13 protein-coding genes are annotated in these 13419 nt (G+C 68.5%); 6 read left to right on the plus strand and 7 right to left on the minus strand.

All coding sequences use genetic code 11. The features are described 5' to 3' along the window. Positions 1-38: 38 nt before the first annotated feature. The 7 genes from CQ034_RS08340 to CQ034_RS08370 all read right to left on the minus strand — a co-directional run bounded on the left by CQ034_RS08340 (position 39) and on the right by CQ034_RS08370 (position 6907). Positions 39-2573 carry an RNA helicase gene (locus CQ034_RS08340; protein ID WP_105710670.1) on the minus strand — a complete coding sequence of 845 codons (2535 nt, stop codon included), beginning with the start codon at positions 2571-2573 and terminating at the stop codon, positions 39-41. 42 nt (positions 2574-2615) lie between these two features. Then, positions 2616-3329 (minus strand): purine-nucleoside phosphorylase, encoded by a 714-nt coding sequence (gene deoD / locus CQ034_RS08345; protein ID WP_105710671.1) that lies wholly within the window; start codon positions 3327-3329, stop codon positions 2616-2618. Positions 3330-3358: 29 nt separating this feature from the next. Then, on the minus strand, positions 3359-3895 hold the full coding sequence (locus CQ034_RS08350; protein ID WP_051662392.1) for a roadblock/LC7 domain-containing protein: 537 nt from the start codon (positions 3893-3895) through the stop codon (positions 3359-3361). Then, positions 3892-4542, minus strand: a complete 651-nt coding sequence (locus CQ034_RS08355; RefSeq protein WP_146114819.1) for a hypothetical protein — start codon at positions 4540-4542, stop codon at positions 3892-3894. The genes CQ034_RS08350 and CQ034_RS08355 overlap by 4 nt, the downstream gene beginning before the upstream one ends. After that, on the minus strand, positions 4539-4910 hold the full coding sequence (locus tag CQ034_RS08360; protein ID WP_105710673.1) for a hypothetical protein: 372 nt from the start codon (positions 4908-4910) through the stop codon (positions 4539-4541). The genes CQ034_RS08355 and CQ034_RS08360 overlap by 4 nt, the downstream gene beginning before the upstream one ends. Positions 4911-5177: 267 nt before the next feature. Further along, positions 5178-5846 carry a DNA alkylation repair protein gene (locus tag CQ034_RS08365; protein WP_105710674.1) on the minus strand — a complete coding sequence of 223 codons (669 nt, stop codon included), beginning with the start codon at positions 5844-5846 and terminating at the stop codon, positions 5178-5180. Between the two features lie 23 nt (positions 5847-5869). Continuing rightward, positions 5870-6907, minus strand: coding sequence for an aromatic acid exporter family protein (locus tag CQ034_RS08370; protein ID WP_105710675.1), 1038 nt, complete (start codon positions 6905-6907; stop codon positions 5870-5872). A gap of 130 nt (positions 6908-7037) precedes the next feature. On the opposite strand from CQ034_RS08370, the gene CQ034_RS08375 reads away from it, so the two are divergent. From CQ034_RS08375 to CQ034_RS19835, 6 genes are all read left to right on the plus strand, one after another. After that, the gene (locus CQ034_RS08375) at positions 7038-7493 is read left to right on the plus strand and encodes an SRPBCC family protein (RefSeq protein WP_029261433.1); all 456 of its coding nucleotides are present in this window, start codon (positions 7038-7040) and stop codon (positions 7491-7493) included. Between the two features lie 71 nt (positions 7494-7564). Beyond that, complete coding sequence (locus CQ034_RS19560) at positions 7565-7729, plus strand: hypothetical protein (protein ID WP_168380842.1); 165 nt, start codon at positions 7565-7567, stop codon at positions 7727-7729. Between the two features lie 79 nt (positions 7730-7808). Then, on the plus strand, positions 7809-8870 hold the full coding sequence (locus tag CQ034_RS08385; RefSeq protein ID WP_258134142.1) for a DUF998 domain-containing protein: 1062 nt from the start codon (positions 7809-7811) through the stop codon (positions 8868-8870). A 204-nt stretch (positions 8871-9074) separates the two neighbouring features. Next, positions 9075-9974 carry an Abi family protein gene (locus CQ034_RS08390; RefSeq protein WP_105710677.1) on the plus strand — a complete coding sequence of 300 codons (900 nt, stop codon included), beginning with the start codon at positions 9075-9077 and terminating at the stop codon, positions 9972-9974. Between the two features lie 167 nt (positions 9975-10141). Then, positions 10142-10432 carry a hypothetical protein gene (locus tag CQ034_RS19565; RefSeq protein ID WP_181156255.1) on the plus strand — a complete coding sequence of 97 codons (291 nt, stop codon included), beginning with the start codon at positions 10142-10144 and terminating at the stop codon, positions 10430-10432. 56 nt (positions 10433-10488) lie between these two features. Further along, positions 10489-13377 carry an AAA family ATPase gene (locus tag CQ034_RS19835; RefSeq protein WP_181156256.1) on the plus strand — a complete coding sequence of 963 codons (2889 nt, stop codon included), beginning with the start codon at positions 10489-10491 and terminating at the stop codon, positions 13375-13377. The last annotated feature ends 42 nt before the right edge of the window (positions 13378-13419 follow it).

Below are 13419 nucleotides of genomic sequence, written 5' to 3' on the forward strand. Positions count from 1 at the left end.
GGAGGTCTCCGCCCCAGGCGTTCGCGGGCCGCGGAGCGCTACAGCCGGTCGACGCCTGTCACGGTGACGACGGCCTGACCCGCTTCGTCGGATGCGGCGAGGTCGATCGTCGCGGTGATACCCCAGTCGTGGTCGCCGGCGGGGTCGTCGAAGATCTGTCGCGCGGTCCACGAGGTGGTGCTCTCGGTGAGGATCAGCAGCTTCGAGCTGCGTGCGTCTGCGCCGGTGAGGATCTCGTCGTGGTCGTCGTAGTAGCCGTCGAGCGCGTCCGACCAGGCATCGGCGCCGAAGCCGGGATCGAGTTCGGCGAGGGCGGTCACGTCTTCTCGCGCCGCGAGCTGCACGCGGCGGAACAGCTCGTTGCGCACCAGGATGCGGAAGGCGCGGATGTTGCTCGTGAGGCGCTTCGGCGCGGGCGGGACGATCGGCTCGTCGGGGGCGTGCGGATCGAAGCGGCCGTTGTCGACCCCGGCGATCAGCTCCTCCCACTCGTCGAGCAGGCTGGAGTCGACCTGGCGGACGAGCTCGCCGAGCCACTCGATGAGGTCGCGCAGGTCCTCGTCCTTGAGCTCTTCCGGGATGGTCTGGGATGCCGCACGGTAGGCGTCGGAGAGATAGCGCAGGACCACGCCCTCGGAGCGGGCGATCTTGTAGTAGGCGACATATTCCCCGAACGACATGGCCCGCTCGTACATGTCGCGTACGACCGACTTGGGGTGCAGTTCGAAGTCGCGGATCCACGGCTGAGCGGCGCTGAACGTCTCGAACGCGGCCGTCAGCAGCTCGTCGAGCGGCTTCGGATACGTGATCTGCTCGAGCAGCTCCATCCGCTCGTCGTACTCGATGCCCTCCGACTTCATCGCGGCGACCGCCTCACCGCGGGCGAGGAACTCCTGCTGACTGAGCACGGCACGCGGATCGTCGAGCGTGGCCTCGACGATCGAGATCATGTCGAGCGCGTAGGAGCGGGTGCCCGTGCCGGCGGCCGGATCGGGATCGAGCAGCTCGAACGCCGCGAGAGCGAACGGCGACAGCGGCTGGTTGAGCGCGAAGTTCGGCTGCAGGTCGACCGTCAGGCGGATGTCGCCCTCCGGAGTCTTCTCGACGATGCCGGATTCGCGGAGCGTGCGGTAGATGCCGATGGCTCGGAGCGCGAGCTCGCGCTGGCGTTTCCGCGGCTCGTGATTGTCGTATACGAGCGCGCGCATATTCGCGAAGACGTCGCCACCACGGGCGATCACGTTCAGCATCATGGCGCTCGTGATCTGCATGTGCGAGGTCAGGGTCTCCGGCACCGCGTCGATGAGCTTGCGGAAAGACGGCTCGCCCCACGAGACGAAGCCGTCTGGCGCCTTCTTGCGCACGATCTTGCGCTTCTTCTTCGGGTCGTCGCCGGCCTTCTTGACCGCGGCGACGTTCTCGCTCTCGTGCTCAGGGGCTTGGGCGACCACGGTGCCGGCGGTGTCGTATCCCGCTCGTCCTGCACGTCCGGCGATCTGATGGAACTCGCGGGCGTTCAGCTGCCGCATCCGCGTGCCGTCGAACTTGGTGAGCGCAGTGAGCAGCACCGTGCGGATCGGCACGTTGATGCCGACGCCGAGAGTGTCGGTGCCGCAGATCACGCGCAGCAGTCCGCGTTGGGCGAGCTGCTCGACGAGGCGCCGATACTTCGGCAGCATCCCGGCGTGGTGCACGCCGATCCCGGCGCGGAGGAAGCGTGAGAGCGTCTTGCCGAATGCGGTCGTGAAGCGGAACTCGGCGATCAGCGCCGCGATCTCGTCCCGCTGCTCGCGCGTGGCGACCTTCGTGCTCGACAGTGCCTGCGCACGCTCCATCGCCGCCGCCTGCGAGAAGTGCACGACGTAGATCGGCGCCTGCCCGGTGTTCAGCAGGTCGTCGATGGTCTCGTGGATCGGGGTCGTCTCGTAGAAGAAGTGCAGAGGGACGGGACGCTCGACGCCCGTGACCGTCGCCGTCTCGCGACCGGTGCGGCGGGTGAGGTCGGCAGCCAGCTCGGTGACGTCGCCGAGGGTTGCCGACATCAGGATGAACTGCGCCTGCGGCAGCTCGAGCAGCGGAACCTGCCACGCCCACCCGCGGTCGGGGTCGGCGTAGAAGTGGAACTCGTCCATCACGACCTGTCCGACGTCGGCATCCGTGCCCTGACGCAACGAGAGGTTGGCGAGGATCTCGGCGGTGCAGCAGATGATCGGGGCGTCGGCGTTGACCGAGGAATCACCCGTGACCATGCCGACGTTCTCGGCGCCGAACACATCGACCAGTGCGAAGAACTTCTCGCTCACCAGGGCTTTGATGGGAGCGGTGTAGTAGCTGCGGCGTCCGGCGACGAGGGCGGCGAAGTGCGCGCCGATCGCCACGAGCGACTTGCCGGTGCCCGTGGGCGTCGAGAGGATCAGGTTGTTGCCGGAGACGATCTCGATGACCGCCTCGTCCTGCGCGGGATAGAGGCTGATGCCGGTCGACTCCGCCCACTCGACGAAGGCGAGGTAGACGGCATCCGGATCCGCGGCGTCCGGAACGAGGGCGGGATCGAGCCGCGGAGAGGAAGTCATGGTCCCTCGATCATCCCATCCGCGAGGACGGGCCAGACCGGTTCAGACTGCGGTGGCGGCGCGCAGGGCGATGCGGATCATGTCGCCGAAGGTCTGCTCGCGCTCCTGCGCCGTGGTCTCCTCGCCCGTGACGATGTGGTCGCTGACCGTGCAGATGGCGAGTGCGCGCCGACGGTAGTAGGCCGCGAGGGTGTAGAGCCCGGCCGCCTCCATCTCGACGCCCAGGATGCCGTGCTGCACGAACGGCTCCGTGAGCTCGGGGCGGGTGCTGTAGAACTGGTCGCTCGAGAACAGCTGCCCGACGTGCACGGTCGACTCGAGGTCTTCCGCCTCGCTCGCCTCCACCGCCGCGCGCAGGAGCCCGAAGTCCGCGACCGGCGCGTAGTCGAGTCCGTGGAAGCGCACGCGGTTGATGCCGGAATCCGTGGAAGCCCCGTTGGCGATGATGATGTCGCGCACCTTGACGCGCTCGGTCAGCGCCCCGCACGACCCGACCCGCACGATCGTCTGCACGTCGTAGGAGTCGAACAGCTCGTTGGCGTAGATCGCCATCGACGGCTGGCCCATGCCGGAACCCTGCACCGAGATGCGGTGCCCCTCCCACGTGCCGGTGAAGCCCAGCATGCCGCGCGTCTCGGTGTACAGCTCGGCGTTCTCGAGGAACGTCTCGGCGATCCACTTCGCTCGCAGCGGGTCGCCGGGAAACAGGACGATGGGGGCGATCTGGCCGGGCTCAGCGGCGATGTGCGTGCTCATCGCCCCAGCGTAGCCAGCGACCCCATGCCTCAGCCGGGGGTTCCGGCGAGCCCGAGCGCGGTGATGAGCTCGTACGCCGCCGAGCGCGCCTGCACGATCACGGTGCCGACCTGGACTCCGGCCGCCGACACCGACAGGAGCAACTGGCCGTAGGGCGCCAGGACGAAGCTGAGCAACGAGAGCTGGCTCTGACCGATCGACACCGACACGACGGCCGACAGGCTCGGTTCGGTTCCCCCGGAGATGATCTCGGCCTCGGCCCTGGCTACGCCGAACAGCGAACCGTTGATCGCCGCCAGCCGCTCTCCCGTCTCGTCCCGTGCGCCGACGGAGGCGATGTGCAGGCCGTCGGCGGTCGAGAGGACAGCCGTCGTCAGCTCCGGGAAGCGCTCTTGGAGATGACGCAGTCGGGTGAGAGCGGCCTGGCTCACCACGCTCGACCAGAGCTCCCAGTGCGCCGCGATCTCCGGATGCATGAGCACGGGGTCGCCACCGTAGGTCGCGTCGTGCCGATGTGCAGCGTCGTGGGAGAGAGGGGGGTGGTCTGTTCGGTTGTGTGTGTTCACGACTCTTCTTCCGGAAGATCAAGGGCCACGCAGGCGACTCGCATCACGCTGTCGCGATCGCGCGCGTCGGCGACATGAACGCGGTTCGGGGAGATGCCGTATCGCGCCAGGACCTCGGTGAGCTCCTGGCGCACCGTGGGCAGCGCCTCTTCCTCACAGTGGCTCACCGCGATGACCATTCGTTGGCCGTCGCCGGCGAACCGCGGAATCCATGTGGCGGCATCGGCGGCGAGGTGTGGCCGGTCGGCACGAAGCCAGAGCAGGATGCGCGTGTCTGCCGTCGAGGATCTGCGGCGGGCGGGAGCGAAGCGGTCTTGCCCGGGAACCCCGATGAGCGTGACGGCGATCTCGGGCGTGGGTTTCCACGCGCCGTAGTCGAGGCCCACCGTGGTGGTGGTCTTCTCGCCGTCGCCGTACTCCGCCGATCCGGCCGAGATGGGAACGTCGGTGTCGACCGGCGGGACGTCACTCAGCGCCCGGACAGCCGTCGTCTTCCCCGCCCCGACCGGCCCGGCGAAGATGAGCCGGTAACGGTTCGGCAGATTCACGTGCCGCCAGCGCGCGCGCCGCATCGGTGTCTCCACCGACGCGGAGCGCACCCACGAGATCTCCTCGAGGCCGTCGCTGCGCACGGCCTCCCTGGTCAAGTGTTCAGGGCCGCCACGTGGCGGTTGACGGCAGAACGGAGAAGCGCGAGGTTGGTCGCCTGGCGGTCGGCAGCGAGATAGATGAACATCTCGTCGGTGATCATCTTGAGCAGGTGGAGCTGCGTGTCGAGCGTGAGCAGCATGTCCTCGAGGGTCGCGTCGAGGCCGAGCGCCTCGATCGTGCGCATCTTGTTCTTGACGATCTCGCTGTTGTACGCGCTCGCCACGTCGAGGTCGAAGTCCGGTCGGACCGAGCTCGAGGCGAGCGGCATCCCGGACTCCAGATCGACGACGGAGGCGCCGATGAAGCCGTTGATGTCGCGCGCGATGTCGGCGATGAGTGTGTTCAGTTCGTCTTGCGTGGTCATGTTGCTCCCCAGGTCGTGTCGCGCGCGGCAGAGACCGCCCCATGCGATCACCCCAGAGCCCCCGCGACTCATAAAGTGTATAACGTTACTGGCTCAAATGCGGAATCGGGGCGGGACACGCCTGCCGTCACCGAGGCGGATGCCGGGTCAAGCGAGTTCCGAAGGAGAACTCACGCAATGAAGGAGTGGATCCCGGATGCTCTCCTTCAGAGCGTGAGATCTCCTTCGCGCCAGGTGGGTGGCAGCACGCTGCAACCCTGAACGCGCTCAGCCCTCGCGGCGCCGCACGAGCTCGCCGATCCACAGCGGCGCGAACGGCGAGGTGCAGCCGGGCGCGGTGGGGTAGTCCGCGAGGACCTGCAGGCGCTCCCCGATCTCCAGCGCGCTCGCGCGGTACTCCGGGTGGAAGATGCCGATGTTGGCGAGGGTCTCGTTCATCGCCCACTGCAGACGCGACGGCGCATCCTTCATATCCCGCTCGATGAGGTCGAGCAGGTGCGGCAGGTCCAGGCCGTCCGCGTCCTTCATCACGCGCACGGTCGTGAGCGACCAGGCGGCCGCGGCCACCGTGGGGTCGGCGTCGTCGAACCAACGCAGCCGCAGCTCTTCCGCGAGCGGCGTCTTCTTGGCGACGTAGTTCACGAACCAGTCGTTGACCTTCGGCGGGCGGGTCTCGCGCAGCATGGCGTCGAGTTCGTCGGCGCTGAAGTCGCGGGGGCGGCAGATCAGCAGGGCCAGCAGTCGCGCCGGGGTCTCGCCGGTCGCCCAGAGCTCTTCCGCGAGCGGCTGGTCGGTCTTGATCCGCTTCGCGAGCGCGCGCATCCGGCTGAGGTTGATGCCGTGGTCGTCGCCGCGCTTCTCGTTGGCGGCGCGCATCTTCGGATCTTCCAGTGCGGCGAGCTCGCCCAGGGCCTCCGCGACGGTCATGTCGGACATGCCACCAGCGTAGGCGGAGTCGGTCAGTCCTCGTCGAGTAGTTCGCCCCGGATCCGGCGGAGGTCTTCCATGAGCGAGCCGATCAGGATCCAGTGCTGCGATGACGGCGGTCGGATCACGAGTGGGGCGGTGAGCGCGGGGATCGCGGACGTCATCGTGTCGGGTTCGGGCGACGCCTCGGCGATCTGCACGGCCAGGCGCACGTCGTGCCCGGCGCGCCGCAGCTGCTCGGCGATCGCGGTGACGGCGGGCTCTTCGCCGATCGTGTCGTCGTAGTGGTCGAAGTATGCACGGGTCATGCCGATCGTCTGGGTCACGATGGGCGACAGACGCTCGAGCAGCTCCCGCATCTCCTGCAGCTCGGTGCGGTGGGTCGAGCGCCGCGGGTTCAGGGTGAGCGACTCCTCGCCCGCGGCGATGGAGGCGTCGGCGGCATCCTTCATCGGACGCAGCAGCCGCACCTCCAGCATCAGCTCCTGGAGCTGTGCGGCCGTCTGCGGCTCCGGCAGCGCGACGGCCAGGCGGTCGAGGCTGGCGGCGAGCTCCCGCCCGAGCAGTCCGACATCGCGTCGAGCGGGGGCGACCAGCACCGGAGGCACGATCAGCGCGTTCACGACGATGCCGATCGCCACCCCGATCAAGGTCTCCACGATGCGCGCGAACGCATACTCCGGGCTCGACGATCCGAGCGCCAGCACGAGCATCGCCGAGATCGCGACCTGGTTGCCGGTGCCGGGGGAGGCCCGGAAGATCCACGCGACCAGCATCGCGACGACGATCGCGAGCAGCACGATCCAGCTCGGCGACCCCAGCAGCAGGCCGAGTGCGACGGCGATCACGACGCCGGCGATCACACCGATGCTGCGCTCGAGCGCCTTCGACAGTGACTGGTTCACGCTGGGCTGCACGACCAGGAGCGCGGCGATCGCGGCGAACACCGGCAGCTGCGCGGGGAACACCCATCCGGCGATGAGCCACGCGGCGATCGTCGCCGCGGCCGACTTCACGACCTGCAGCAGCGGAGAGCGCTGGGAGGCGCGGATCGCGGCGGGGATGCGCATGCCCTCAACGGTAGTGCCGTGGTGTCGCGGATGATCGTCGTCCGGCGATGCGGATGTCAACCCCGTCGCCGATCCTCGCCGTTCCGGGCTGAATGGAGGAACACGAACGACGAGAAGTGAGGAGCATCACATGGTGCAGATCATCGAGACCATCGACGTCGACGTCCCCGTGCGCACGGCGTACAACCAGTGGACGCAGTTCGAGAGCTTCCCGAAGTTCCTCGACGAGGTCGAGTCGATCACTCAGATCGACGACACGCACACGCATTGGAAGGTGAAGGTCGGCGGCGCGACCCGCGAGTTCGACGCCGAGATCACCGAGCAGCACCCGGATGAGCGCGTCGCGTGGAACAGCACCGGCGGCGAGACCGAGCACGCCGGTGTGGTGACGTTCCACAAGCTCGACGACACGTCGACCCGCGTGACGGTGCAGTTGGACTGGGCGCCGGAGGGGCTGCTCGAGAAGCTCGGCTCCCTCGTCGGCGCCGGCGGTCACGCCGTCAAGAAGGACCTGCAGAACTTCAAGGAGTTCATCGAGGGCCGCGGCGTCGAGACCGGATCCTGGCGCGGCGACGTCGACGCCTGACGCGAATCCGACGCGAGGCCCGGATGCCGTTTCGGCATCCGGGCCTCGCGTCATCGTTGTACGCTCGCGCCATGACGAAGACCACATTCAAGCCGGGGGACGAAGTCATCACCCCGCGTTCACGGGGGAAGGTCATCGACATCTGCGCGACGCCCTCCGGGCAGTTCATCTTCGGCATCGAGGACGAGACCGGAGAGGTCGCCTACTTCACCCCCAAGGCTCTGCAGCACGCCTGACGGACCAGCTCAGGCTTGAGCTGCCGGGCGGAGTGCGCGGGATCTTCCGCGCGTCCGAGGTGCGTGCTTGCATGGGCTCATGGAGCAGGAAGAGAAGCTGCGCGGCGAGACGAGGGCCGTCTGGGCGACCGTGATCTGCTTCGTCGTCGGCACCGTCGCCGGCATCCTGCTCCTGCGTGGCGATGCGCGCCCGCTCACCGGTCCGGGGTCGTTGGCGGCGCCCGTCGCAACGATCGCCGGGATCGTCGCGGCCGCCGCATTCCTCGTGAGCACGCTGATGCACCGTCGCGCGGAGACCGGGCCGATGCCGCGCTGGCAGGCCGTGGTCTCCGGCCTCTCGACCGTCGCGCTCACCGTGGCCTTCGGCGCAGTCACGCTGATGGGTGTGCTGCTCACGGCCGAGATCCTCGCCGTCGGCCTTCAGGGGCTGCAGCTCGCGGCGGTCGGCGGTGGTCTGCTCGCAGGCGTCGCTTCGGCCGTCGGCGGTCGCTTCGCCTTTGGGGCCGGCATCGGGCTGCGCACCGCCGACCTGTCCGCGCTCCTGTTCGGATTCCTCGTGATCGGTACGCTCTTCGCCATGGTCACCTCCGCCGACCCGCGCTGGTGGGAGGAGAACTTCTCGCAGCTCGGGTCGGGATGGGCGTTCAACGGCACCCTCGTCGTGGCCGGCCTGCTGATCGCGACCGTCGGCTCGTACATCGGCCGCGACCTGCACCGGATGCTCGGCGACTCCGCTCTGCGCCGCATCGCCGTGGTGGTCGCGCTGTGGGCGGCGGCCGGTGTCGCGCTCGCGGCCGTCGGGCTGCTGCCCCTGCACCGGGTGCCCCTTCCGCACGACATCGCCGCCGTCGCGACGCTCGTCCTGTTCCTCGGGTCTGCGGCCGCGACCGTGGCCGCGATCCCGGCTCCTCCCCGCGCGCTGCTGATCACGTCGGTCGGCGTCGGCCTGCTCATCGTGGTGGCCGTCGTGCTGTGGGTCCCGTTCGGCCTGTACTCGGCCACTGCCCTCGAAGCCGTCGTCGTCGGGCTCGGACTGCTGTGGATGGCCACGCTCGTGCGGGTGCTGGCGATCCTCGTGCCGTCGCAGTCCCGCCCCTCGGCCCGGCGGTCACCGCTGCGCGCCGAGTCGCCGCGCACCTAGTTGGGGGGGCTTCGAGCGAGCGCTGAATGAGGTACTGGGCTTGATGTCAGCCCAACGTGCTAGATTGATGTCAATCATTCAGCCCGCCCGGATTCCCGGTGTGGGCTGGATTTCTTTAGGGGTGGCAAGATCATCGGTGTGACGGCACCCTTGAAGTAATACCTCACGGTCGACGAGCAGATCAGCTTGCTGAAAAGCCGAGGCATGCAACTCGATGGAGAGCCCGAACGGTGGCTCCGCGCAGTCAACTACTACCGATTGAGCGGGTACTGGTATGTCTATCGGGCTGTGGTTACGAGGGACGGCACGTTTGCGCGCGCTGACGAGTTCCAGGAGGGAACGACGTTCTCTGCCGTAACCGCGCTTTACGAGTTCGACCGGAAGCTCCGCACACTGGTCTATGACGGTATCGAGCGGATCGAGGTGGCGCTCCGGAGTCACGTCAGCTACGTGCTCGGCGCGCGCGACCCGCTCGCTCACGAAGACCCCACGACATTTCGCACAGAATTCGATCACGCGGCCTGGATGACGAAGGCGAGGGTCCGGGTGGCGCGGACTGCCCGAAGCTCCGCGTACATTCGCCACCACACAGACAGATATGGCGGCGACATCCCCATTTGGGTCCTCGTCGACGTGCTCGACTTCGCGGACGTCTCCATGCTGTTCGAGGCGCTGCGGGCTGGGGATCAGTACAAGGTCGCCGAGGGTCTCGGAATCAAATTCGACCTTGATCAGCTCGGCAGCTCGCAACGACGGAAGGCGCTCAAGAACCACCCGCTCGCCCGGTGGCTCGAACAGTTGACCGTCCTACGAAACATCACTGCGCACCACGGACGGTTGTGGAATCGAACACTGGTTCCGGCAGCCACAAGCGCGATGAGAACAGTCTCTGGCCTCGAATCCCTCCCTGCAGGTCAGAGCGAGGACGTCTTCGGCGCGCTTTCCGTCGTGGCAACTATTCTCGAGACCACGTCGCCCGGGGCCAGATGGGTGGCAAGGGTCGTGGACGAGATGGACAGTATTTTCGGCATGCATGCGCAGCGCTCTCCGAATGAGATGGGGTTTCCTGACAGCTGGCGGACTCTCAGCATCTGGAGCGTCTGAGTTTCACCGCGAATGAGCCTGATGGCGTCGCATCGCGAGCAGCTTCGCGATTCCTAGACGCCGGCATCCCTAGACATCGGCGGCAGAAAGATAGGGAATCCGTCCGATGTCGGCGGGGTACCTCAGAGCGGAGTGTAGGGATACCGCACACCGCCGAGGAGATCCCCATGTTCGAGCACACGTTTTTCACCGAGCAGTACACCGGTTACCAGCAGGAGGAGATGGAACGCGCAGCCGCGCGGCGGCGCATGCTCATCGAGCACGCCGACCAGATCGTGCCCCGTCCCCCGGGAGCGGTGCGCCGGATGCTGACGCGCATCTTCCGTGGATCGACGGCCAGCACTGTGGGTGCACGCGACGCGGGCCGCAGTGCCACGAACGCGCGTCCCGGCGTGGGGCACGCGGCCTCGGAGCGGGCGAGCTCCGGATGCGAGCCGACGGCGGCACCCGCACGGTGAGCATCGTCGTCGCGGAACGCGCCCCCGGTGTCGGTGGAGGGTGGCACGATGAATCCATGCCTTCCTCCGCACCGAGCGCCGCGATGGTCGGTCGTGCGGCCGAGCTCTCCGAGGTGCGCCGTCTTTTCGAGGGCGTGCGCGAGGGCGTGCCGGCAGCGCTGCTCGTCGAGGGCGAGGCGGGGATCGGCAAGTCCCGGCTGCTGCGCGAGTTCGCCACCGAGATCAGGAACACCGCCGACGTCCATGTGGGCTGGTGCCTCGACCTCGGGGCCTCCCGCACGCCCTACGGCCCGCTCACCGGCATCCTCCGCTCGATCGTCACGCGCATGGGCATCGAACGGGTGCGCGAGTCGGTCGGTGTGGGCGTCGAGGCGCTGGGGATGCTGCTGCCTGAGCTCGTCGATGCTCCGACCGATCGCGAGCGCACCAGCCCTGAGCGGCTCCGCGACGCCATCGCCTCCCTCATCGAGGCGGCCGCCGAACGGGCTCCGCAGGTGCTCGTGGTGGAAGACCTGCACTGGGCCGACGAGTCGACGCTCGCGATCCTGTCGTTCCTCCTGCGCGCCCTCGGCCGCGGTCGCATCCTGCTGCTCCTCACCTGCCGGAGCGACGACGTGCGGCGTGGCGACGCCGTGAGCCGCTTCATCGGCGAGGCCACCCGTGCGCGTCTGCTCGAGCGCCTCACGCTCGCCCGGCTCGACGAAGCCGCGGTGCGGGAGCTGGCTGAGCAGATCACCGGTCGCCCGCTGTCCGAAGCCGCCTTCGACCGCATGCAGGAACGTGCCGAGGGCGTGCCGTTCTTCGTCGAGGAGATCGCGGGATGCGCGAACGGCTCTCTTCCCGATGGCCTCCGCGACCTGCTGCTGGCCCGGTTCGATCGTCTCGGCGACGATGCGCAGCACGTCGTCAAGGTCGCCTCCGGTGCGGAGCGCCCGCTGTCGCATCCGCTGATCACGCGCCTCGCCGATCGCCCCGAGCAGCAGCTCGACGAGGCGATCCGCGAGGCGACGCGCAGCGGCATCCTGGTCGTGGTCGACGACGACTATCGGTTCCGGCACGCCCTCCTTCGTGAAGCAGTGCACGACGATCTGCTCCCGGGTGAGCGCGCCCGGCTGCATCGCGCCTATGCCGAGTCGCTCGAGGCCCAGGGCGCGGGCAGTGACTCGGGGGATGCCGCCGCGCTCGCGTACCACTGGCAGCTCGCGCAAGACGACCGCAAGGCGCTCGTCGCCGCCGCCGATGCGATGCGCCACGCGAAGTCGCAGTACGCGTTCGCGACCGCCGCCCGCTTCGGCGAGCTCGTGCTGGAGCTGTGGCCGCTCGTCCCCGATGCTGCCGGGGCCGCGCGGATCGAGCGCCTCGATCTGCTTCTCGTCCTGGGGTCGATCCTCCGCAACGCGGGCGATGGTGAGCGGGCGCTCGCCGTCGCGAACCTCGCTCTCGCCGAGGTCGACCCCGAAACGGTGGATCCGCGTCTGCATGCGCGGCTGCTGCGCAACAAGGCGCTGTACCTGGTCAACCTCGGGCGCCTCGGGGCGATCCCGCTGCTGCAACAGGCCTTGGCCATCGCCGAGGAGCACATCGACGATGAGGCCTTCCGCGCCGAGCTGCTCAACCGTCTCGCCAGCCGCCGCATGATCGCGGGCGACCGTGAAGAGGCGATCCGTCTCGCGGACGAGGCCGAGCGCAGGGCGGCGGGCGCAGGCTCCTCCGATCAGCTGTCCGTCGCCGCGAATGTGCGCGGCGGCTCGCTCGCGCACCTGGGTGAGGTCGAGGCGGGCGTGCGCGAATACGAACATGCACGGCAGCTCGCGACGGGCTCGGACGCCGAGATGCGCTACCGCGTCAACTACTCCGATCTGCTCACTCTGCTCGGCCGCTACCGCGAGGCCGTCGAGGTCGCCGAGGAGGGGCTGCGCCGGGCGCGCGAACTCCGCGTCGAACGCACATCGGGCTCGATCATGGCGCAGAACATGGTGGTGCCGCTGCTCGAGCTGGGGGAGATCGACCGGGTCGAAGACATGCTGTCGCGCGACTTCGTGCAGGGCACTCTGCGGGTGTTCCGCATGTACATGAGCATGACGCACGTGCGGGTGCTGGCCTGGCGCGGCCGGTCAGCCGAGGCGGCGGAGTTGCTGCAGACGTGGTTGCCCGCGTTCGAGGAGACCGGCATCTCGGAGCGGCAGATCTGGTACGACCGGGTGATGATGACGGTCGCGGTGGCCGAGAGCGCGGGCGACCTCCGCGGTGCTCTCGACACGATCCTCGAGATGCTCCGCGATGATCGGCCGGCCCTGCTGCACCAGCGGCGACTCATGCTGCAGGGCGGGGCGCTCCTCTCCGAGCTGCGGGCAGAGGGGTCCGCGGTCGCCGACGCAGCCGACGCGATTCGCACCGCCTGGCTCGCGCAGCCCGCGCAGCTCCAAGACGACGCCTGGTCGACGATCCTCGTGGCCCTGCTCGACCCGCATCCCGACTCGCTCGATGCGGCGCTGCGGTGTGCCGACGGCGATGACGTTCCGGTCACCTTCCGCGTCGTGATCCGGCTCGAGCAGGCGCGGATGCGGGTGCAGGCGGGCGACCGCGCAGCGGCGTCGACCGTGCTGGCCGAGGCGGCCGAGATCGCCGCGGCCCTGGGGCACGCGCAGCTGCAGGCCGCCGTCGCTCGTTTCGCGACCGATGCGGGGCTCGGGCTCCGCATCGATGCGGAGCCTTCCATCGGCACCGACCCGCTGACCGCGCGGGAGAAGCAGGTGCTCGAGCTCATCGCCGAGGGGCTGAGCAACCGCCAGATCGGCGAGCGGCTGTTCATCAGCGTCAAGACAGTGAGCGTCCATGTGTCGGCGGTGCTGCGGAAACTCGGGGTCAGCACGCGCACCGAGGCGGCACTTCTGCAGAAGAATCCGTCGCACAGTGCTGTTGGTCAGCCTGCCGTGGTAGCGTGACAATGCGCGCGTCTCGGATGTTCCGATTCGGCGTAGGCCGTG

This window comes from Microbacterium sp. MYb45 (assembly GCF_002979655.1).
Taxonomy (GTDB): domain Bacteria; phylum Actinomycetota; class Actinomycetes; order Actinomycetales; family Microbacteriaceae; genus Microbacterium.